26 protein-coding genes are annotated in these 22,081 nt (G+C 36.3%); 25 read left to right on the top strand and 1 reads right to left on the bottom strand.

Annotation, left to right across the window (positions count from 1 at the left end):
* The first annotated feature begins 1 nt into the window (after position 1).
* The 25 genes from rsxA to JOC49_RS01260 all read left to right on the top strand — a co-directional run bounded on the left by rsxA (position 2) and on the right by JOC49_RS01260 (position 20,734).
* Positions 2 to 583, top strand: coding sequence for an electron transport complex subunit RsxA (rsxA, locus tag JOC49_RS01385; protein WP_341534637.1), 582 nt, complete (start codon positions 2 to 4; stop codon positions 581 to 583).
* 13 nt (positions 584 to 596) lie between these two features.
* On the top strand, positions 597 to 1,421 hold the full coding sequence (locus JOC49_RS01380; protein WP_204661419.1) for an RnfABCDGE type electron transport complex subunit B: 825 nt from the start codon (positions 597 to 599) through the stop codon (positions 1,419 to 1,421).
* A gap of 181 nt (positions 1,422 to 1,602) precedes the next feature.
* Positions 1,603 to 1,851: a DUF4321 domain-containing protein gene (locus JOC49_RS01375; protein ID WP_204661417.1), complete on the top strand. Its 249-nt coding sequence runs from the start codon at positions 1,603 to 1,605 to the stop codon at positions 1,849 to 1,851.
* Positions 1,848 to 2,420, top strand: coding sequence for a Maf family protein (locus JOC49_RS01370; RefSeq protein WP_204661415.1), 573 nt, complete (start codon positions 1,848 to 1,850; stop codon positions 2,418 to 2,420). The genes JOC49_RS01375 and JOC49_RS01370 overlap by 4 nt, the downstream gene beginning before the upstream one ends.
* Before the next feature lie 12 nt (positions 2,421 to 2,432).
* On the top strand, positions 2,433 to 3,107 hold the full coding sequence (gene radC / locus JOC49_RS01365) for a RadC family protein (protein WP_204661414.1): 675 nt from the start codon (positions 2,433 to 2,435) through the stop codon (positions 3,105 to 3,107).
* A gap of 53 nt (positions 3,108 to 3,160) precedes the next feature.
* On the top strand, positions 3,161 to 4,186 hold the full coding sequence (locus JOC49_RS01360; protein WP_204661412.1) for a rod shape-determining protein: 1,026 nt from the start codon (positions 3,161 to 3,163) through the stop codon (positions 4,184 to 4,186).
* 32 nt (positions 4,187 to 4,218) lie between these two features.
* Positions 4,219 to 5,097, top strand: coding sequence for a rod shape-determining protein MreC (gene mreC / locus JOC49_RS01355; protein ID WP_204661410.1), 879 nt, complete (start codon positions 4,219 to 4,221; stop codon positions 5,095 to 5,097).
* Entirely contained in the window at positions 5,097 to 5,594 is a 498-nt protein-coding gene (gene mreD / locus JOC49_RS01350) for a rod shape-determining protein MreD (protein WP_204661408.1), read from the top strand. Before mreC ends, mreD begins: the two co-directional genes overlap by 1 nt.
* A complete protein-coding gene (locus tag JOC49_RS01345) occupies positions 5,587 to 8,424 on the top strand; it encodes a penicillin-binding transpeptidase domain-containing protein (RefSeq protein WP_204661405.1) in 2,838 nt (945 codons plus the stop codon). The genes mreD and JOC49_RS01345 overlap by 8 nt, the downstream gene beginning before the upstream one ends.
* Positions 8,425 to 8,495: 71 nt before the next feature.
* Positions 8,496 to 9,164 (top strand): septum site-determining protein MinC, encoded by a 669-nt coding sequence (minC, locus tag JOC49_RS01340; RefSeq protein ID WP_204661404.1) that lies wholly within the window; start codon positions 8,496 to 8,498, stop codon positions 9,162 to 9,164.
* A 28-nt stretch (positions 9,165 to 9,192) separates the two neighbouring features.
* Positions 9,193 to 9,990 (top strand): septum site-determining protein MinD, encoded by a 798-nt coding sequence (gene minD, locus JOC49_RS01335; protein WP_204661402.1) that lies wholly within the window; start codon positions 9,193 to 9,195, stop codon positions 9,988 to 9,990.
* An 11-nt stretch (positions 9,991 to 10,001) separates the two neighbouring features.
* Positions 10,002 to 10,268, top strand: coding sequence for a cell division topological specificity factor MinE (gene minE / locus JOC49_RS01330; RefSeq protein WP_204661400.1), 267 nt, complete (start codon positions 10,002 to 10,004; stop codon positions 10,266 to 10,268).
* A 40-nt stretch (positions 10,269 to 10,308) separates the two neighbouring features.
* On the top strand, positions 10,309 to 11,421 hold the full coding sequence (locus JOC49_RS01325; RefSeq protein WP_204661398.1) for an FtsW/RodA/SpoVE family cell cycle protein: 1,113 nt from the start codon (positions 10,309 to 10,311) through the stop codon (positions 11,419 to 11,421).
* Positions 11,422 to 11,433: 12 nt separating this feature from the next.
* Positions 11,434 to 13,272, top strand: a complete 1,839-nt coding sequence (locus tag JOC49_RS01320; RefSeq protein ID WP_204661396.1) for a TIGR03960 family B12-binding radical SAM protein — start codon at positions 11,434 to 11,436, stop codon at positions 13,270 to 13,272.
* On the top strand, positions 13,259 to 13,960 hold the full coding sequence (locus tag JOC49_RS01315) for a TIGR03936 family radical SAM-associated protein (protein WP_204661394.1): 702 nt from the start codon (positions 13,259 to 13,261) through the stop codon (positions 13,958 to 13,960). Before JOC49_RS01320 ends, JOC49_RS01315 begins: the two co-directional genes overlap by 14 nt.
* A complete protein-coding gene (locus JOC49_RS01310) occupies positions 13,960 to 15,333 on the top strand; it encodes a ribonuclease E/G (protein ID WP_204661392.1) in 1,374 nt (457 codons plus the stop codon). Before JOC49_RS01315 ends, JOC49_RS01310 begins: the two co-directional genes overlap by 1 nt.
* A gap of 106 nt (positions 15,334 to 15,439) precedes the next feature.
* Positions 15,440 to 15,748: a 50S ribosomal protein L21 gene (gene rplU / locus JOC49_RS01305; RefSeq protein WP_204661390.1), complete on the top strand. Its 309-nt coding sequence runs from the start codon at positions 15,440 to 15,442 to the stop codon at positions 15,746 to 15,748.
* A 2-nt stretch (positions 15,749 to 15,750) separates the two neighbouring features.
* Positions 15,751 to 16,101 carry a ribosomal-processing cysteine protease Prp gene (locus tag JOC49_RS01300; RefSeq protein ID WP_204661388.1) on the top strand — a complete coding sequence of 117 codons (351 nt, stop codon included), beginning with the start codon at positions 15,751 to 15,753 and terminating at the stop codon, positions 16,099 to 16,101.
* Entirely contained in the window at positions 16,085 to 16,366 is a 282-nt protein-coding gene (gene rpmA / locus JOC49_RS01295; protein ID WP_204661386.1) for a 50S ribosomal protein L27, read from the top strand. Before JOC49_RS01300 ends, rpmA begins: the two co-directional genes overlap by 17 nt.
* A gap of 81 nt (positions 16,367 to 16,447) precedes the next feature.
* A complete protein-coding gene (obgE, locus tag JOC49_RS01290; RefSeq protein WP_204661383.1) occupies positions 16,448 to 17,725 on the top strand; it encodes a GTPase ObgE in 1,278 nt (425 codons plus the stop codon).
* Between the two features lie 12 nt (positions 17,726 to 17,737).
* Positions 17,738 to 18,166: a ribosome assembly RNA-binding protein YhbY gene (gene yhbY, locus JOC49_RS01285; RefSeq protein ID WP_243423528.1), complete on the top strand. Its 429-nt coding sequence runs from the start codon at positions 17,738 to 17,740 to the stop codon at positions 18,164 to 18,166.
* Positions 18,163 to 19,347 carry a nicotinate-nucleotide adenylyltransferase gene (nadD, locus tag JOC49_RS13165; protein WP_243423527.1) on the top strand — a complete coding sequence of 395 codons (1,185 nt, stop codon included), beginning with the start codon at positions 18,163 to 18,165 and terminating at the stop codon, positions 19,345 to 19,347. Before yhbY ends, nadD begins: the two co-directional genes overlap by 4 nt.
* Positions 19,344 to 19,682 carry a ribosome silencing factor gene (gene rsfS / locus JOC49_RS01270; RefSeq protein ID WP_204661381.1) on the top strand — a complete coding sequence of 113 codons (339 nt, stop codon included), beginning with the start codon at positions 19,344 to 19,346 and terminating at the stop codon, positions 19,680 to 19,682. Before nadD ends, rsfS begins: the two co-directional genes overlap by 4 nt.
* Before the next feature lie 20 nt (positions 19,683 to 19,702).
* Complete coding sequence (locus JOC49_RS01265; RefSeq protein ID WP_204661379.1) at positions 19,703 to 20,344, top strand: helix-turn-helix transcriptional regulator; 642 nt, start codon at positions 19,703 to 19,705, stop codon at positions 20,342 to 20,344.
* 12 nt (positions 20,345 to 20,356) lie between these two features.
* The gene (locus JOC49_RS01260; protein ID WP_204661377.1) at positions 20,357 to 20,734 is read left to right on the top strand and encodes a RidA family protein; all 378 of its coding nucleotides are present in this window, start codon (positions 20,357 to 20,359) and stop codon (positions 20,732 to 20,734) included.
* A 26-nt stretch (positions 20,735 to 20,760) separates the two neighbouring features.
* Here JOC49_RS01260 and JOC49_RS01255 read toward each other — a convergent pair whose 3' ends face one another.
* Positions 20,761 to 22,065, bottom strand: coding sequence for a D-alanyl-D-alanine carboxypeptidase family protein (locus JOC49_RS01255; RefSeq protein ID WP_204661375.1), 1,305 nt, complete (start codon positions 22,063 to 22,065; stop codon positions 20,761 to 20,763).
* Positions 22,066 to 22,081 lie beyond the last annotated feature (16 nt).

Below are 22,081 nucleotides of genomic sequence, written 5' to 3'. Positions count from 1 at the left end.
CGTGGAAAATGCAAGTATATTTGTAATAATGGTCAGTGCAATTCTCGTGAACAACTTCGTCTTATCGAGGTTCTTGGGAATATGTCCATTTTTAGGTGTATCCAAACAGGTAGAAACTGCTTTTGGAATGGGTATGGCTGTAACGTTTGTCATGACCATGGCGGGTACACTCACATATTTTGTTCATCATTATATTTTAGTTAAGGCCGGATTGGAATTTTTGCAGACAGCAGCTTTTATTCTTGTTATTGCATCACTTGTGCAGTTTGTAGAAATTGTACTGCAAAAATTAAGTCCTACACTTTATCAAGCTCTCGGCGTTTTTCTGCCGCTAATTACAACCAACTGTGCTGTATTGGGTCTTGCCTTACTGAACATTCAATATGAGTTTGGATTAATTCAAACCATTGCACATTCATTTTTTGCAGCTGTAGGCTTTTCATTAGCCATCGTTTTATTTGCTGGTATTCGTGAAAAACTTGAAACTTCTGACGTGCCTTTGCCATTTAAAGGCTTTCCAATAGCATTGATTTCAGCGAGCTTAATGTCAATAGCCTTTTTAGGCTTTACTGGTTTGGTTTAGAAAGGTGGACTAAATGGATATAAATACAATTGTTTTGGCAGCTTCCATTCTGGGTGTTATGGGTCTGCTTTTCGGTACTGGTTTGGCTTTGGCATCGAAGAAATTTGCCGTTGAAATTGATCCAAGAGTAGCAGCTGTTAGAGAGGCTGTTCCTGGTGCCAACTGTGGTGCTTGTGGATACCCAGGATGTGATGGATTCTCTCAGGCTGTTGTGAAGGGCATTGCACCAGTCAATGGATGCCCTGTCGGAGGTGCTGATTGTGCACAAAAGATTGCACAGATAATGGGAACTGAAGCTGGAAGTAGTGTTAAACAAGTGGCCCGTGTAAAATGTGAAGGTCATGAAGAAAATTGTGGTAACCGTTATGATTATGATGGTGTTACAAGTTGTGTGGCTGCTAATATGCTAAATGGTGGGCCTAAAATGTGTACGTATGGCTGTATGGGCCTTGGATCATGCGTAGAAGTATGTCAGTTCGATGCTATTTTTATAAATGAAAAAGGAATTGCAGAAGTAGATCCTGAAAAATGTACAGCTTGTAATAAATGTGTAGAAATATGTCCTAAGAATGTCATTAGTCTTGTGCCATATGACCAACTTACAATAGTGGCTTGTAACAATTATGATAAGGGTGGTCACGTAAAGAAAAATTGTAATGTTGCTTGTATTGCATGTGGTATTTGTGAAAGAAATTGTCCGCATGATGCAATTCATGTCATTAATAATTTGGCTCAAATCGATTATGATAAATGTACAAATTGTATGATTTGTGTTGAAAAATGTCCTACTAAAGCCATTCAAGGAGACTTAACACTTAGAACAGTAGAAACTGCATAATTGTAAAATAGATAGGAATCTAAAACGGCATTTCCAAGGGAGATGCCGTTTTTTAACGGTTAACAAAAGTAATCTGCAACCATTCTTTAACTTGTATTTGAGACATCTTAATGCTAAACTATTATGTAGGTTAAAAAAGTGAATTACAAATGGAAAAATATGGTATAATTGAGGAGATACTATGAGAGGTAAAAACGGAGATCGTTTAATTTTATTAGTGCTTTTATTGATTGGTGCTATATTTGGAAGCTTAATTGGATCGGCACTGGGTGACACTTTTCCAATATTGAATTATGGAAAATCCATTGGCGTTGATCCATTTGTTGTAGACCTAAACATAATACACTTAACTTTTGGTCTCAAACTGAGTTTGAATTTAGCGGGCATTATCGGTTTAATCTTAGCTTTTGTGGTGTATTGGAAACTATGAGAATTATTTTAGCTTCCCAATCTCCACGAAGAATTGAGCTTCTTCGACAATTTAATCTAGAATTTGAAATTATGCCGAGTACGATTGAAGAAAAAATAAATGTAGAGGATGAACCCGTGCAGGCGGTTATGGCCTTGGCGTTTCAAAAGGCGCGAGAAATTGCTTTTGAAAATCCAGATGCACTGGTTATTGCAAGTGACACCATTGTATATGACGATACTATACTTGGAAAACCTACAACTGCTGATTCAGCAAAACAAATGCTGCGTTTGCTGAGTGGGACAAGTCACTACGTTTATACAGGCATCGCGCTTATACATCTGAATGCAGCAAAAAAAATCGTCGACTGTGTTAGGACAGAAGTTTGTTTCAACAGTTTATCGGATGATTTAATTGATCAGTATGTTAAAACAGGGGAACCGATGGATAAGGCTGGTGCTTATGGTATACAGGGTTTGGGATCAATTTTAGTTCGTAAAATTAACGGTGATTATTTCAATGTGATGGGTTTGCCTCTCTCAAAACTGAGTCTATTATTGAAAGAACATTTCGATTTAGACCTTCTTTAAATAGGAGAAACGATGATTAAAGGCATCCCTCAAAGTGAACAGCCAAGAGAAAAAATGATATCTTTAGGCGTAGAAACGTTAAGCAATTCTGAACTTCTTGCAATATTGATTCGAACTGGAACAAAACATAAAACGGCAGTTCAGCTGGCACAAGAGTTGGTTAATTCATGTTCAGGAGACTTTTCAGAATTCGCGAACATAACCTTAGAAGAATTAAGTGGTTTTACGGGTATTGGGCCTTCAAAAGCTTGCCAAATTCTAGCTGCTGTTGAAGTGGGTAAGCGCGTAAAAATGTCTGGCATTGTAAGGCGCACAAAAGTTTCAAGTCCAGCGGATATTTATCAGTATTTTAGCGCTCAATTATCTGATTTAAAAGTAGAAAAATTTATAATTGTCTTGTTAAATACAAAAAATGAAATTATTAATTGGGAAATGGTTTCAATGGGGAGCCTAAATGCTTCTATAGTCCATCCAAGAGAAGTTTATAATCGTGCTGTGAAAAGAAGTGCAGCTTCAATACTTGTATTGCACAACCATCCATCTGGCCATGTAAAACCAAGTGCCGAGGACATAAACATTACGAGGAGATTAAAGGAATCAGGGACTTTACTTGGGATACCATTAATCGACCATTTAATTATTGGCAAAGACAGTTATTTTAGTTTCAAAGAAGAAAATCTTTTATAAAGCTTAAAAGAAATATATAACAAATTATTTGAAAGTATGAAAGGAAACATATTATGAGATTTGGACTATTTTACAAGCAACTGGGCATCGATTTAGGGACATCAAACACTTTGGTTTGCGTTAAGGATAAGGGGATTGTTGTTAGAGAATCTTCAGTTGTTGCAATTAACGATAAAGGGGAAGTACTCGCTGTTGGACGTGAAGCAAAAGAAATGATTGGTAAAACGCCAGGCCAGATTAGAGCGATTAGACCTCTCAAAGATGGCGTAATAGCAGATTTTGACATTACACAAAAAATGATTAAGTATTTTATCAATAAAGCAGTTCCTAATATTGGATTTCTTACAGGTGCAAAAGTTGTCGTTGGGATTCCATCTCAGATTACAGAGGTTGAAAAAAGAGCTGTCTATGAAGCTTCGCTTTCAGCTGGTGCAAAAGATGCGTTCTTGATTGAGGAACCAATGGCTGCCGCAATTGGTGCAGATCTTCCAATTACTGAACCTACTGGCAGTATGATTGTTGATATCGGTGGCGGGACAACTGAAATAGCCGTTATTTCTTTAGGTGGCATCGTAACAAGTCAATCTATTCGTATCGCAGGTGATGAACTTGATGAAGCCATTATCAGTTACGTCCGAAAGAAGTACAGTTTAATGATTGGTGAGCGGACGGCAGAACGAATAAAAATGGAAATCGCATGTACTATGATTCCTGAAAAGGAACGTCAAATGGAAATTACAGGCCGGAATTTGGTAACTGGACTTCCAAATATGTTGGTTCTTAAGTCAAGTGAGATATATGAAGCCATTAGAGAACCTATTCAGGCTATCGTTGAAGGCATAAAAACAACATTAGAAAAGACCCCACCTGAATTGTCATCTGACATTTACCAATCGGGAATTGTTCTAGCAGGGGGTGGCGCATTACTTCACGATCTTGATAAACTAATTCATAAAGAGACTGGAATGCCAGTGAGAATCGCAGATGATCCTTTAGATTGTGTTGCAAATGGAACGGCAAAGGCTGTTGAAAGTTTTAATGAGTTAAAAGAAGTTTTCAAAGGATCTAGAGCTTTTTAATCAAGTAATTTACTAAAATGTCGGAGTTATAAATGAATGAACGCCTAAAAAAACTCACAATTTTCATAGCAGGATTTACATTGGTTATTCTTATGATTCTTTCATTTGGTGGCCGAGAACGTATAACCTTTATCGAGAGTAAACTCGGTTCTGTTCTGACGCCTATACAGAAGGTTTTAACTCAGTTTGGAAACTTTATTGACAATCAGACAGAACCAATTATCAATGTTCTAAACTATAAGGACCTTAACGAAACCCTATCTGAAGAAAACGAGTATTTGAAAGAGCAAGTGGTTTCTCTAACGATGACTCAAAAAGAATTGGCTGAACTAAAGCAGTTGAAATCTGCACTTAAATATGTAGATACTGAATCAACAAATCGTATTGTAACTGGAAATGTAATTGGTAAAGATATTGGCAATTGGTATAACATGTTTACCATTGATGTGGGCGCTGACCATGGCATAACTAAGAACAGTACCGTTATAAATGGAAAAGGTTTGGTAGGACAGATTTACGAAGTCGGCGAAAAGTGGTCAAAAGTCATTTCCATTGTTGATCATAAATCTTCTGTTGGTTTTGAAATGATGCGTGTTAATAATGACTATGTGGGTACATTAAACGGTACAACCAATTACGAATTAATTGGTGAACTGTTTGATCCAAAGGCGGAGGTATTTGTTGACGAATACATTGTGACTTCCGGTTTGGGACTTTATCCAAAAGGAATTTTAATTGGACAGATTTATGAAGTTTTAGACGATCGCGATCAACTGTTAAAACGTATAAAAGTAAAACCATCTGTAGATTTCAGAAAAATTGATAAGGTCATGGTAATTCCTTTTACTCGGGAATTGAAGCAAAATCATTCAGAACTTTTTAATTATGATATGAAACTGGAGCAAAATTGATGAAATATCGGAGTGTTGTATTACTTGGAATTTTAAACTTTATACTGTCCAGTTCGCTTTTACAAATAGTGCGAATCAATGATGCAATGGCTAATCTTTGCATCATTTTCTCTATTGTCATTATGGCGCTTGTTTCTGAAAAACATGCCTATGTGTATGTTCTGGTCTATGGTTTTCTCCAAGATGTTTTTTTGGGGCGCATGATTGGTGCCAACGTATTCACTTATTTGATAATTGTATTTGTAGCGGCTCGATTAATCCATGTTCTTTTTGTTGGAAATTATGTTACACCTATATTTTTAGTGATTTTATCAACCGTGATGTATCATTTTGTTTTTTATCTGATTACGTTTTTCTTTCAGGCCACAGTTCCGCTTGAAATGTTGTATGTCAAAATTATAACTGAAGTTGTTTTAAACAGTTTGATTGCATTATTTGTTTATGCATTTGCATTTAAAAAAATTAATGGCTATAAATTAGGGGATTATAATGCTTAAATTTATTCTGAATAAAAAAAATCATATTGTAATCGTTCTGTTTGCAGTTTTTGTTTTTTTGGGATGGAGTTTACACCAACTTACAATTGTAGAAGGCGATGCTTACTACGAAAGGTCTATTAATAATCGCATCAAAAAAGTCGAAACCTTGTCAAAACGTGGTGAAATCTATGACCGAAACGGGAAATTACTTGCAACAAATTCTGTTGGATTTACCCTTGAATTAAACAGTGGGGTTATACCATCAAATGAATTTTCAGAAATTACAATTTCAATCATTGATTTTTTAGAAACTCAAAATGAAACGCATATTGATTTTCCAATTCAAATTGTGGATGGCGCATATCACTATACATTTGATAGAAATATAAAAAGTTGGTTGAGTAACAATGGTTATAACGAAACTTGGACAGCTGAGGAAGTGTTTAACGACATCCGTGCAGCCAACTATTTAGATGATGAATTGAGTAACTATGAAGCGTATCGAATTCTGTACAATCAAGGCAAATATTTGCCAATTTCCACCTCTAGAATGATGTTTTTAGAAGAAATTTATAAGAAAAACTTTTTGGATATGTATGGATTGCCGATTGACATATCCGCAGAGGAAGCTTTTAAAAAAATCAGATCACGTTCAGAGTTCCATATTTCAAAATCTTATTCTGATGAAGATGCCTATAAAATACTCATTTTTAGACATGCCATTAAATCACAAGGGTATTTAAGTTATGAGCCCATTGTTGTTGCGCCATCAATATCTGAACAAACCGCTATTTTGGTTCAAGAAAAAGGGTATGATTATGTAGGCTTATCTGTGGGATATACAACTGTGAGAACTTATCCTGAGAAAAGTACTGCAGCTCACATTTTGGGTTATATGGGACCTATTGCAACAGAAACAGAAATTGAGACCTATGTAAATGATCTGGGCTATTCAAAAAATCAAATTATTGGGAAAACTGGAATTGAAGGCGTCTATGAAAAAGATTTGCATGGTGAAAATGGATACAAGTATATTGAAGTAGATGTTTATGGGAAGTATGTTTCAGAGGTGGATGAAACAGCCTACGGTTTAGACATTAAGGCGTCGAAATCTGGTGATGATTTGATATTGTCTATAGATTATGATTTGCAAAAAGCTCTTGAGAACAGTTTGGATACAGTTCTTTCTAAGATTAGAAATGGCGAACTTTATGAAAATCCATGGGGCGATTTTCAGTTTGATGCTTACCCAAATGCTGAAACAGGTGCAGGGGTAGTTGTCGATGTTAAAACGGGCGAAGTTCTGGCTATGGCTAGTTATCCGGCCTATGACGTCAACTTGTTTTCGCAGGGAATAAGCCAATCTGATTGGAATGCTTTAAACCCAGTAAATAAAAGAAACCCTCTAGCGGCAAGACCACTATATAATATTGCTTCCATGATGGTGGTTCAACCAGGCTCCGTCTATAAAATGGCGACAGCTTATGCAGCACTGGAACAAGGATTAGATCCTACTGAGAAGTTGTTTTCCGATGGCTATATAGAAGTGGGAAATCATGTTTTTGGGTGTTGGTACTGGAACGATCATCGTCACAAACATGGTTTGACGGATCTTTACAAAGCACTTGAAGTTTCGTGTAACTATTATTTTTACAACATATCAAATGGCTATGATTATTACAAAAATCGCCCCCTTAACTTTGAGATGGGCCCCACAATTATGACAGAATCCTCAAAACAATTTGGACTTGGCGAAAAAACGGGTATAGAAATCGGTGAAGTTGCTACAGGTGTGCCGGATCCAGATCGAAAAAAATTAACAATTCAAGCTTTGCTCAAACGTCAACTTAAGGTGTTGGCTAAAGATTACTTTCCTGAATCAATTACTGAAAACGAAGAACAGTTAAATGATTTGGTGGATGAAATTGTGAGTTGGTCTGATGACAATCCATCTAGAGGGGCATTGATTAATAAACTATTTGAAGTAGGCAGCAATCCAGATTACTATGTAACAGAACAACTGGCTGATATTATAAAATACGATTATTTCAATTTAATGAAATGGTACGAAAGTGATACCATGAACCTCTCGATTGGACAAGGTGACCACACTTATACACCTGTTCAAATTGCACGGTATATATCCACCATTGCAAATGGAGGGTACCTGAATGAATTGACTTTGGTTAAACAAGTGGGCGATGAGATTATAAATAAAAACCAATCTGTGGTTTCAATGGATCCGGAAAATTATCTCGTTCATATACAAAAAGGAATGAGACAGGCGTTAACCAGTCAATCAAGTTCTTTAAGGCATTTTTTTAATGAGTTTCCGATAGAGATAGCGGGGAAAACTGGAACAGCTCAAAAAGAAGGCTTGATTCCACCGTTAGACGAAGTTGCCTATTTAACAGAATACCTAGAATTTATTGCGCCAAAACTCACATTAGAAGACGTGGAATTAAAAACACTTGAAATCATTAAGCAGCGCAGTGAAGAAATGAGTCAATTGGAGAAGCAAAAAGATAATGCAGCAAACGAGGCAGAAGCTGATTTTTTTGAAGCAAAATTCAACAGATTGGTGGAGCAGGATTATTTGAATAAGGGCACAGCAATGCGACTTGCTATAAAAGAACTTTCTGAAGAAGAAATTTCAGATGATGATTTAAATCAATTTAGACTCCCTTATGATAATTATTCGTGGTTTGCTTCCTATGCGCCTTATGATAATCCTGAAATCGCAGTTGTAATTTTGGTCCCTCAAGGTGGGTCTGGATCTTATTCTGCTGCAATTGCCAGGGATGTCTATGCTCAGTACTTTAAATTAAAACCACCTACAGGGGAGTAACTGTTGTAGATTCGTTAAAAATACGGTAAAATAGATGTGTTAGGCAATAATAAGATTCAGGTGGTGATGAAATGGGGCGTAAAGGGCCTGCTGAATTTAAAGGAACTTTCAATGGACTCTATATTAATGTGGACTCAAATGCAAGTTTTGAAGAGATTATTTTATTCTTAGAGAAATTGTTAAAAGATAAAGCAGACTTTTATCGAGGCTCAAAAATAATTGGATTAACTGGTAAATCGTTTAATTATCGTGAAAAAGCGATGGTTGAAGCGCTGATTGAAGCACAATCGGGTATTGAAGTCATTAGTCTAGAAGAATCTGTTTCTGAAGTGAAAAAAGTACCTGAAACACTCAAGGTCGAAATTGAAAAAGAGAGTGTTGTTGAAAAACTAGTTGTTGCACAAGCTGGAGCGGATACTCATTTTGTATACGGAACGATGCGTTCTGGAAAATCAGTCCATTTTGCGGGACATGTTGTCGTTGTTGGAGATGTGAATCCAGGTGCTGAAATCATTGCAGAAGGAAACATAGTCGTTATGGGTCGCATACTGGGATTTGTACACGCGGGTTCTTCAGGAGATGAGTCTGCAGTAGTGGTGGCTAATTTACTTAAACCTACTCAGATAAGAATTGCAAAGTATATTTCTGTTCCACCAAATGATGATCATTCAGAACACACAGTTTATCCAGAAAGAGCCTTCATAAGTGAAGGTCTTATAAAAATAGAAAAATGTCATTGATTTTAAGGTGACTTATGGAGGGGACACTATGGGTGAAGCAATTGTAATTACGTCCGGCAAGGGCGGTGTTGGTAAAACAACAACAACTGCCAATATTGGTGCAGGATTGGCTATGGAAGGCAAAAGAGTTTGTGTCATTGATGCAGATATTGGACTTAGAAATCTAGACATTGTCCTTGGCTTAGAAAACAGAATTGTATACGATATTGTTGATGTTGTAACTGGCGCATGTCGTTTAAAACAGGCATTGATTAAAGACAAACGATTTGATAATCTTTATTTGCTGCCTGCAGCTCAAACCAAAGATAAAAATGCAATTAATCCAGAACAAATGAAAGAGCTCATTACAAATTTGAAAAAAACACATGACTATATATTGGTGGATTGTCCTGCAGGTATTGAACAAGGGTTTAAAAATGCCATCTCAGGTGCTGACCGCGCTATAGTCGTTACAACTCCAGAAATTTCGGCAGTAAGAGACGCCGATCGAATTATCGGTCTTTTGGAAGCGGCAGAATTACATGATCCAAGACTAATTGTCAACCGTTTAAGAGTGGATATGGCAAAACGTGGTGACATGATGAATGTTGAAGACATTGAAGATATTCTTGCAGTTGACCTTATAGGTGTTGTCCCTGATGATGAAGAAGTGGTCATGAGTACCAATAGAGGCGAACCGGCCGTTTTTAAAGAAAATTCTATATCAGGTATGGCATTTAAAAATATCGCAAAACGCATTATGGGAGAAGAGATAGCCTTCTTGGAATTTGATGTTCAGGAAAGCTTTTTGGATAAACTTAAACGAGCGTTCACATTCAACAGATAGGAGGAGGTTGCATGTTCGATTTATTCGGATTCTTAAATAATAAACAGACAAGTAAAAATGTGGCTAAAGACCGATTGAAACTCGTTCTTGTTCATGACAGATCCAACTGTTCTCCAGAATTGTTGGAACTGTTAAAAAAAGATATTTTATCGTCAATATCTGAACATGTTGATTATGACACGGCAGATTTGGATATTAAAATAACACGAACAAGAGACAGTTCATCTGGTAAGCCGGTCCTAGTGGCCAACATTCCGCTAAAAAATCTTAAAAGATAAAAGGTCCTCGCGGGGCCTTTTTTAAATAGGAGAAAACACCTTGAATTTTAGAAAAATACTCTCTCAATTTGATTATCTGCTTATAGTGATTGTCCTTATTATTTTTTCTGTAGGCCTTTTAACCATTGCAAGTGCTACAGACTTTATGAATCTAGGCATCACAAGAGAAGTGAAAATGCAAGTGGTTGCTTTTTCTTTGGGAATTGCTGCGATTATTTTGCTTCAGTTTATTAATTACGAAATTTTTGGCATGTTTTATAAAAGTATATATGTTTTGGGAATTTTACTTTTGCTTTTGGTTTATGTGCCAGGTCTAGGCGTTGTTCGTGAAGGGTCAAGACGTTGGATTGATATTGGCTTAATTAACATTCAAACAAGCGAATTGGCAAAACTTGCATATATTTTATTCTATGCCAAATTTCTAGAAAAAATAGGTGGCATAAAGGGAATCAAGGAAATTTTCAAATCTCTTTTAGTATTGGCGCCTTATTTGGTGTTGGTTTTAAAACAGCCTGATTTAGGAACATCTTTGGTATTTGTTTTTGTAACTTTTGGCATGATGTTGGTTTCAGGACTTAAGTATAGATATGTTGTTTTGGGTGTGGGAACTTTGGGGATAGCAATGCCTTTTATTTATCCAAGGTTAGAAAATCATCAACGGGTCAGAATTGATGCTTTTTTAAACCCTGAAGATTTATCTTTACCTGGCAATTATCAAGTATTACAGTCCAAGATTACCATTGGTTCTGGCCGAATGTATGGTAAAGGACTTTTTGAAGGGGTATACCATAGATTAAATTATTTACCTGTCCAAGAAAGTGATTTTATTTTTGCTGTTTTTGTAGAAGAAACTGGGTTTGTTGGCGGATTAGCACTTATTTCCATGTATTTTTTCTTTTTAATGCGAATGATTCACTTAAGCCGTAAAACAAAAGATGATTTTGGATCTTATGCAATTATTGGAATTACGTTTATGTTTGCTTTTCAAATTATTGAAAATATTGCTATGACAATGGGCAAACTTCCTGTAACCGGAATAACGCTCCCTTTTTTCAGTTATGGCGCTACAGCTGTTCTCACAAGTATGCTTGCGATTGGACTTGTGGAAACAATTTATTTGAGGAGACAAAAGGGTACATTTACTCATTTTTAACAAGGAGGCATTATGAATTTGGAAACACTGCTTCGCCAAGTTGAAAAACCAACACGGTATATCGGCGGAGAAATCAACACTTTTAATAAACCTATTGATGATCAAATGATTCGTTTTGCATTTGCATTTCCCGATGTATATGAAGTGGGAATGAGTCATTTAGGCATGCAAATTCTTTACCGGTTATTGAACACACAAGAGGACGTTTTCTGTGAACGTGTTTTTTCACCATGGGTTGATATGGAAGCTAAAATGCGTGAAAGTCAGCAAAAGTTGTTTACTTTAGAGTCAAAGTCACCCTTGTCTCATATGGACATAGTTGGGTTTACACTTCAATATGAGTTAAGTTATACAAATATACTAAATATGCTCGATTTGGCAGGCATTGAAAAATATGCCAAAGACCGTCATGATAAAGAGCCACTCATTATCGCAGGAGGCCCTTGTGCTTATAATCCTGAGCCAATTGCTGACTTTATAGATATATTCTTTATAGGAGAAGCTGAAGAAGTCTTATTGGAATTTTTAGATGTTTATAGACGGTATAAGGTCAATCAGATATCTAAGGATGAACTTCTCTTGGAAGCTACGAAGATTGAAGGGCTTTATGTGCCTAAATTTTATGTGCCAATCTATGATGAAAGTGGATTGCTCATAAAATATGAGCGAAATAGATCTGTCCCTGAGAAAGTCAAAAAGCGTCTTATCAGAGATTTTGATAAAGGTTACCAATTGGATACCATGATTGTACCTTTTAATGATATTGTACATGATCGGGCCATGGTTGAAATTTTTAGGGGGTGTACAAAAGGCTGTCGTTTTTGTCAAGCAGGTATGCTTTATAGACCTATTCGCGAAAAATCAGTTCAAACAATAGAGAAAAATGTAAGAGATATTATTGATTCTACAGGATATGAAGAGTTTTCATTGACCTCTCTGAGCAGCATGGATTACAGTGAAATTGATACTTTAATTCGAAATTTAGTATCTGAGTATGAGTCAGACCATATAGGTGTCTCTTTACCGTCATTACGATTGGACAGTTTTTCAGTAGATGTTTTAAAGGAAATTCAAAAAATTAGGAAAACTGGGTTGACTTTTGCGCCTGAAGCTGGAACGCAACGCCTTAGAGACGTGATTAACAAGGGTGTTTCTGATGAAAACATATCAAGCACCTTTAACAGTATTTTTTCACTTGGTTGGCATCGGGTAAAACTCTATTTTATGATTGGATTGCCTACAGAAACAGTTGAAGATTTAGATGGCATAAATGACATTGCAAATTTAGGAACGCATACTTTTAAGCAAGTAAGACCTGAATACATGAAAAAGAATGTTCAAGTGACTGTAAGCACCTCTTGTTTTGTGCCAAAACCCTTTACCCCCTTTCAATGGATGCCCCAAGATAGTTTGGAACAGTTTAAAGAGAAAATTAGTCACTTAAAGCATAAAATAAACAATAAGAAAGTTGTTTATAACTATCATGATCCAGAAACAAGTGTGCTTGAAGGTGTGTTTGCGCGTGGAGACAGACGACTTTCCAAAGTGATTTTAAGGGCTTTGAAATTGGGATGTAAGTTCGACGGCTGGCAAGAATTTTTTAATTTTGAGTTGTGGCAGAAAGCTTTTGAGACGGAACAGGTTGATATGGCATTTTACAATACACGTGTACGTAGTTTTGATGAATTTTTACCATGGGACATAATTGATGCAGGTGTTGATAAACGGTATTTAGAATTGGAGTATAAAAGAGCTTTAAACGGTGAGGTCACTCAAGATTGTCGTGAAGGCTGTACAGGCTGTGGTGTAAATATCAGTATAATTGGTGGTGAGTGTTATGGCGACGCTTAGGATTGCATATTCAAAAGAAAAATATATGAAATATTTAGGACACTTAGAATTGATGAAGCTATTTGAGCGTATTTTTAGGGTAAATAAGATGCCGCTTAAATTTTCCGAAGGATTCAATCCAATTCCAAAGCTTACTTTTGCTGCACCATTATCTGTGGGATATAGTACGAAGTATGATGTTATGGAAGTGACTCTTGATCGAGAGGTTCCAATTTCTGATGTTTTAAAGCTTAGTTTCCCAGATGGGATTGACCTTAAGGATGCCATTTATGTGGACTGTAAAGCGTCGCTTATGTCAAAAGTTGAGTATGCGGATTATTTGGTCAAAATTGAATTTCAGAACGATGTTTCACAATTGCCATTTAAGGATTGGGTAGAGTCTTTCATGCAACTTGAGTCCGTGACCTATGATAAAAAGACAAAAAAAGGTAAAATCAAAACCATAAATGTTTTAGATCAGATTTATAAATTAACATCTGTATATTGTATGGAAAATGAATGGATTTTTAAAGGTACTTTTGCATCGGGAAGTAATGGGAGTTTAAACCCAGAAAAATTTGTAGAAGTCTTTTTAAAACACTATAAAATAGAAAAAACTATTGAATCAATTGAAGTAGAACGGCTTGGGCTATATTTTAGTGAAAATGACGCCCTGGTAAACTTATTTGATTTAAAGGACACGGAATAATGGTTGTTATGACGGTTGACGAAACACCAATTCTACGTCTAGGACTTGTTATTGATTTGGAATCGGATTCAATTAAACACCTTATTTTGGATAACAAATTTAAAACATCAATTTTGAATCAAATTTATTGTGGCCGAATTATGCAGATTATTCCAAGCCTTGAAGGCGCATTTGTTGATATTGGTAAATCTCAAAATGCTTTTATTCGAAACAAGGATCTCTTGAGACTAATGGGAGACTCTTTTAAGCAAGGCGATTCAATTATTGCTCAAGTTTCTAAGGATATTCATGGTCAAAAGGGACCTCTTTTGACGTCTGATATCACCATAGAAGGTCACTACACAGTATATTTACCCTATGGCAACCAGGTGAAATTTTCAAAAAAAATTTCAGACAATTCAACCCGAAGCGTCATAGAAAAGTGTATTAGAGATCAATTTGGTGATGACTTTGGTGTTATTGTTAGAAGTTCTGTTTTAAATTTGGGTGTTTCTTTTGACCTGCTAATAGATGAACTTAAAAAACAGCGCGATAAATGGGATTGGATTGTAAAAAGAGGCTTATTGGAGCAAAAAACAAAGTGTCTTTATGACACCAATAGCTTTGAAAATCGCATAGGTGAAACTGTTGAATTGTTTTCAATAAATCAAGTTGAAACGTCATCAAAGTCATTTAATCAAATGTTTAAAAACGATTTTCATGATTTACCAATTAAGATGACAAGTGGCGCTGCTTACAAGAAGTATTTAACACAGATTACCAAACTTTTGTTTCAAAATGCATTTAGTGCAAGGTCGGGAAGCTCATTCGTTATAGACACTCTGGAAGCATTTACAATTGTTGATGTTAATTCAAAACATGTAATAGGCAACACACAGAAAACAACAGCAGCTTTTGAAATCAACTGGGAAGTCAGTGGTTTAATTGCTGATTATATACGGTTAATAAATATTGGTGGTCCTGTATTAATCGATTATATAAACATGGATTCAGCTCACCAGCGGTTGTTAATTGATAGGCTTCAAAAAGATTTTTTTAGACGTATTGATGGGTTTACAGTTCATGGGTTTACGAAACTTGGCATTCTTGAATTGTCGAAAAAAAGAGTTGGACCAACAGTGTTTGATCGGTTAAGTTTAAACGCCGAAAAAAAGGATATGTACTTTTGGTGGTTGAATGAGATGTTTGTTGACCTGATGGAATTGGAACACCATACCAATACAAAATCCGTAGAGGTTGAAGTTGATTCTGAACTTTATTCTTTTTTAAGACAAAATCCAATTGAGTGGGAGACTTCACTTAACGTTAAGTTTAAAGCAAATAAAGGTAAAGAGATACCCTATAAATTTCAGTCTCAATTTATTGACAATTAGGTGGAACTGTGATAACATTTATCGGGTAGCCGCACGAAACCGGTTCTATTAATAAATGGAGTCATCCATACCGAGTTTTGGCGAGAAAGGATAGAGGAGGTGCGATATGTACGCAATTATTAAAACAGGTGGCAAGCAATACAAAGTTGAGCAAGGCGATGAACTCTTTATTGAAAAATTGCCAGTGAATCAAGGAGATTCTGTTGATTTCACTGAAGTTCTTGCTGTTTCAAATGAAAATGGTTTGCTTGTAGGCGAAGACGTTTCATCAGCTAAAGTTACAGCTTCAGTTGTTAAAAATGGTAAAGCTGCAAAAGTGGTTATCTTCAAATACAAAGCTAAGAAAGACTACCGCAAAAAGCAAGGTCATAGACAACCATATACGAAAGTTAAAATTGAAAGCATTAGCTTATAATAATGATCAAGGTTATTTTTGCAACTGCTAGGAATCATTTTTCAGGAATAAAAGTAACTGGACACGCCTATTCGGATGAACCCGGAAGAGATTTGGTGTGTGCTGCTGTATCCACACTTTCGCAAACGTTATTGAATGCGATAGAAGTCGTTGGAAAGATTCCTGAAGAAGAGATGCTGTGTCAAGTTGAAAAGGGATATTTAAAATTCTCCATTGACAGCAAGTGGCAGAGCGATTCGCTTGATCTTGTTTTTAAAACGATTTTAATTGGCATTGAAGGTATAGAACGGACGTATCCAGAATACGTCAAGCACATTATTAAGGAGGTGCATGAAGATGTTGAGAACTTTTGATTTGCAATTGTTCGCCAGTAAAAAAGGTGTTGGTTCTTCTAAAAACGGTCGTGACTCACAGTCAAAAAGATTGGGTCTTAAAAGAGCTGACGGTCAAATGGTAAGCGCTGGCAGCATTCTTATTCGACAAAGAGGCACAAAAATCCATCCTGGCAACAATGTTGGCAGAGGTGGCGACGATACTTTATTTGCTAAAGTAGACGGCGTTGTGAAGTTTGAGAGAAAAGGCAGAGACAAGAAACAAGTAAGCGTTTATGAAGCTTAATCCGAATGTCCATCATCCGTGATGGACATTTTTTATTAAAACCTTTATAGTAGATATATAAGGTTCTTTTTGAGGTGCAAAATGTTTGTAGATGTTGCAAGAATCCATATTAAAGCTGGAAACGGTGGGAATGGCCGTGTGAGTTTCAGACGGGAAAAATATGTACCGGATGGTGGGCCTGATGGTGGCGATGGTGGAAACGGTGGAAACATTGTTGCTGTCGTAGATTCAGGGATGCGTACTTTGATGGATTTTAGATATAAAACAAAATACCATGCTTTACCTGGAGAAGATGGTGGCAAAAAGAAAATGTCAGGTAAGGCAGCGGAAGATTTAGTGATTAAGGTTCCGGAAGGGACCATTATTCGTGATCTAGATACTGGAAAGGTCATTGCGGATCTTAAATCCACAGGTGATCGTGTTATTTTAGCAAAAGGTGGTCGTGGCGGAAAAGGAAATCAACACTTTGCAACACCAACTCGGCAAGCGCCTACGTTTGCTGAAAAAGGAATTAATGGTGTTGAAAGGACCATATCTTTAGAATTGAAATTACTTGCTGATGTTGGCTTACTTGGCTATCCCAATGTTGGAAAGTCTACATTTTTAGCTGCAACTACTAAAGCAAAACCTAAAATAGCAAATTATCACTTTACAACGCTTCAACCCAACTTAGGTGTTGTTGAAGCTGTAAAGGGTAAAAGTTTTGTGCTTGCGGATATTCCGGGACTTATTGAAGGGGCTAAGGAAGGTGTGGGCCTTGGACTAGAGTTTCTAAGACATGTTGAACGGACAAAAATATTGATTCATGTTGTGGACATATCGGGTTTAGAAGGTCGTGATCCGTATACTGATTTTTGTACTATAAATTCTGAAGTTTTTGGATATAGCGAAAGACTTTCGACGCGTAAACAAGTGGTCGTTGCAAATAAAATGGACTTACTTTATGATGAAACTGAGTATCAGGCGTTTAAGGAAAAAGTTGAGGTAGATGGCTATACAGTTTTTCCTATGTCGGCAGCAACAGGCGAAGGTATTGAAGCAATACTAAATCATGTGACGATGTTATTGGATACAATTGAAGATGAACCGCTCATTAGCGAGGATGATTATTTGGTTGAAGAACTTGACATAACAGATCTTAATGAAATCAATTTCTTTAAAGATGGGGATGTGTATTGTGTTGAGGGTCAATTTATAGAAAGAGTTCTATACTCTACAGATTTGTCTGATATTGAATCCCTCAGAAGATTTCAAAATGTACTTAAGACCAAAGGTGTTTTTGATCATTTGCGTGAAATGGGTATTGAAGATGGTGATACGGTGAGAATTTTTGACATAGAATTTGAATTCTATGCATAGGAGTAGTAGATTATGTTAACTGGAAAACAAAGAAGTTATTTAAAGGGGTTGGCTCATAATGAGAAGGCTCTGATGCAACTGGGTAAAGAGGGCCTTTCAGAAGGTTTTATTAGTCAACTGGATGCGCTTTTGGAATCTCATGAGTTAATAAAGGTTAGTGTCTTGGATAACAGTTTGGAAGATGCTAAAGCGGCTGCAATAGACGTCTGTGAGGCTTTAAAAGCTGAATATGTTCAATCTATTGGCAACAAATTTACCATATATCGTCAATCGAAAACAGATCCTATGATTGAGATTCCTGGTGCTGATAATTCAAGAGTACGTGCCAATAAAAGTCGAAAGGCTTCTCAAGTGCCAAAACAGGAGAAACTTTCAAAAAGAGGTGGCAAAATTTCAAAACCAAATCAAAATAAAAATAAAAAGAAGACACCTCGGCCATGATAGGGCGAAAAATCGGGATTATGGGTGGTACATTTGATCCAATTCATTATGGCCACCTCATGCTTGCCGAGCAAATTCGCACAAGCTTTCATTTAGATGAAATTATATTCATCCCTGTTGGTAAACCACCTCACAAGGCACATTTTAATTCAGCCAATCAAGTGGATCGATATGAAATGGCAGTGCTTGCAACTGGAAATAATTCTTTTTTTAAGGTATCAGATATTGAGACCAAGCGGACGGAAACCACATACACTATTGATACAATTAGACTTCTAAAAAAAACATTGCCAGATTGCGATGAACTCTATTTTATAACAGGTGCAGATGCCATTTTACTTTTAGATTCATGGAAAAATTATGAAGAACTGGTAAAAATGGTTCGTTTTGTTGCGGCAACAAGGCCTGGTATCGATTTGGAAAGATTGAATGACAAAGTGAGTGAATTGACAATCAAGTATGGTGCTGTAATTGATGTTTGTTATATTCCTGCGCTTGCCATTAGTTCTACGGATATTAGAAGACGTGTTAATGAAGAAAAGAGCATTCGGTACTTGTTGCCTGAATCGGTTGAAGCCTACATAGAATCTAAAGGTCTTTATAAAGAACACCATGATCAATATTTTGAAGTTCTAAGTGTTCTAAAGAAAAATATGAGTTTAAAACGATTGACACACACTCTAGGAACCGCCCAAATGGCACGTAGACTTGCAGTTCACTATAATGTGGATCCTGTTAAGGCAGAGTTTGCAGGTTTGTGTCATGATTTTGCCAAGGAAATAGATCGGGAAAGTATGTTGGCCCACATTAATCATTATGGCATTTATTTCGATCCTGTTTTTAAAGTCAATCCCAATATAGCGCATGGCGAAGTTGGTGCAGAATTGATCAAAGACCAGTTCAACATACACGATGAAACGATTCTAGATGCAATTAGGTGGCATACGTACGGGTTTAAGAAGATGTCTACTTTAAGTAAGATTGTCTATGTTGCTGATCTAATTGAGGAAGGACGTCGGTTTGAGTGTGTTGAAATATTGAGAAATTTAGCTTTTAAAAGTTTAGACCAAACGGTACTTGCATACAATAACATGAATCAAAAATATCTGGAAAATGGTATTGGCATTCATAGAAATACACTGGAAATGATTGAAGAAATCATAAATGAGGAGAAATCATGAGCGTATCAAAGGAATTTGCATTAAAAATTGTTGATTTATTGGAAGATAAAAAGGCAAACGATATTACGGTTATAGATGTAGAAGGGATTAGTCCAATTGCAGATTGCTTTGTTATTGCAACTGGAACATCATCAACACATATAAACGCTTTATCGGACCATTTGTCTAAAGAACTTAAAGAGGATTTAAAACATAGAGAAGGCAAGGTTTCAGGCGGCTGGATTTTACTTGATTTTAAAGATGTAATTGTGCATGTTTTTACTGGTGAAACCAGAGCCTACTATTCACTCGAACGCGTGTGGAGTGATGCACCGAGAGTTGCCTTGCATAACTGATAAAAGAAAGGAGTATGCTCATGACGAAAACCGTTCATCCGGTACTTACAAAAATGATTCCTGTTGCAAAAGGGATTGCTGAAACTTTTGGATCGAATTGTGAAGTTGTTATTCATGACTTCAGTAACATAGAACAGTCCATAGTCGCAATATTTAACGGTCACGTTACAGGACGAACACTTGAAACACGTATGAGTGAATCTATTCTGGAAAAAATCAACAAGCATCAAGATGGTTATGATGTGTATAATTATACTGGAAAAAGCACATTAGGCAGAGAATTAAAATCTACAACGACTTTTATAAGAAATTTTGAAGATGAAATTATTGGCTGCATGTGCATTAATTTTGATATTACAGACATCTTAAGTGCGCGTAATTTGTTGAATGAATTGAGTAAAGTGGATGAAGAGGAAACGATAGTTATTGGTGAAATAAATAAAATTAACGATGTCTTATATGATATTGTTGAAAACACAATTCATAAATTTGGTCGTCCGGTTATTTACTTAAACAAAGATGAGAAGGTAAGTATTGTAAAGGATTTGGAAGATAAAGGCGTTTTTCTTATCAAAGGTGCTATTGATTATGTCGCGAATTCACTTCAAGTTTCGCGATACACAATATACAATTATCTCGATGGTATTCGAGATACAAAATAGGAGGATGTTTATATGTTGAAACCAATTTCTACTAGCAAAGCACCAGCTGCTGTTGGCCCTTATTCTCAAGGTATGCAAGCAGGATCATTTATTTATGTTTCAGGCCAATTGCCAATTAACCCCAGTAATGGTGAACTCATTAAAGAGGATATCAAGTTGGCAACTAAACAGTCACTTGAAAACGCAAAGGCAATTCTTGAAGAGGCTGGCGCATCTTTAAATGATGTTGTAAAAGTTACTGTTTTTCTAGCAGATATGCGACAATTTGCAGACATGAATAGCGTATATGCAGAATACTTTACCGACCACAAACCAGCTAGAGCAGCTTTTGAAGTTGCGAATTTACCACTATATGCTGATGTTGAAATCGAAATGATTGCATACAAATAAGATTAAAAGAACGCGATTTGAAAGCATCAAATCGCGTTCTTTTTTTTATATTTGATTTTTTTTAGATTAATAAAAGTCATAATAAACCGCCATAAAAGTAAGGCAATAAGTAACTTGATGCCATACTGCACCCATGTTGGGCTTTTATGTGGAAGATGTGTTGTTGCTTCGTTAATTAAGTTCTCACCAGAATAAAATGCATCTGAGACAAGATTGGTTTTAAGTAAAAGTTGTGCATTGAGATAATATTCCACAATGCCAATAATTTCATTTTCTTGAATAGGCAACTGTAAGTTGGGTTGCCAAATAATTTTTTTCTCAATCAAGTTTTCATCTAAATCAAGTGGTAAATCAATGGAAATTCTAGAAGCAGCAAGTCCGGTGATAAGTGTTTCTTTTTGCGTATTGATAACGATTTGATCAACTTTTGAACCTGGTTCTGCCAAGACAACTGTTTTTGTATAGTTTTCTGCGTAGTCAAACATTTTACGCGTGTCCTCATACATAAGGTGACCTTCCGTTTTAAGAACCACTGATATATACGTTCGGCTTTCATCAAAAGTTGCAGAACCAACAAAACAAGATCTCGCCATATCCGTATAGCCACGCTTAATACCCGTTGCAAAATCATAGCTTGTTGGCACTTGTTTTCCATCTACAGCAATTGAGATGTTTGAACCAGGTATACCAAAAAACATACTGTTCGTACTGTTCAAATAACGCGTTTCATCTTTTTTGTTGGTGGGTGGGATTTCATATCGTAATGTTTTAACAATGTTTCTAAACGTTTCATTCTTCATTGCATAAGCTGAAATTTGTGCAAGATCATATGCCGTTGTAACATGATCATCATGGTGGAGCCCATGTGGGTTTTCAAAATTGGAATTAACCGCACCCATAGAAGCGGCTCTTTCATTCATGACTTTTGCAAAAGACTCAATTGTACCTGAATGAAATCGAGCTAATGCCTCTGCAGAATCGTTTGCACTGGCAATCATAAGTCCATATATAAGGTCTTTAACGGTTAACTGCTCACCAACCTCTAAAGCAATATGGCTGCCACCCGCATATGGCGATTCTGAGTCAATTGTAACAATATCCTCTAAATTTAAATCTTCAATGGCTATGATAGCCGTTAAAATTTTAGTTGTACTCGCTGGATATAAAGGCAATTCTGAGTTTTTTGAAAACAAAATCTGGCCTGTATTTGAATTTATTAATATTGCGGATTCCCCGGTAAGTTCTATGGATTCCAAAGAATCAGCATAAATTGGTTTTGATATTAAACCAATCAGTAAAATAATCAGTAAAACTTTTGTTTTGAATGTCATGTTATCCTCCTTGTCA

Source organism: Fusibacter tunisiensis (assembly GCF_016908355.1).
GTDB classification, from domain to species: Bacteria; Bacillota; Clostridia; order Peptostreptococcales; family Acidaminobacteraceae; genus Fusibacter_D; species Fusibacter_D tunisiensis.
Note: the sequence above shows the minus strand (reverse complement) of the source record. Positions and strands in the feature narration are given on the sequence as shown.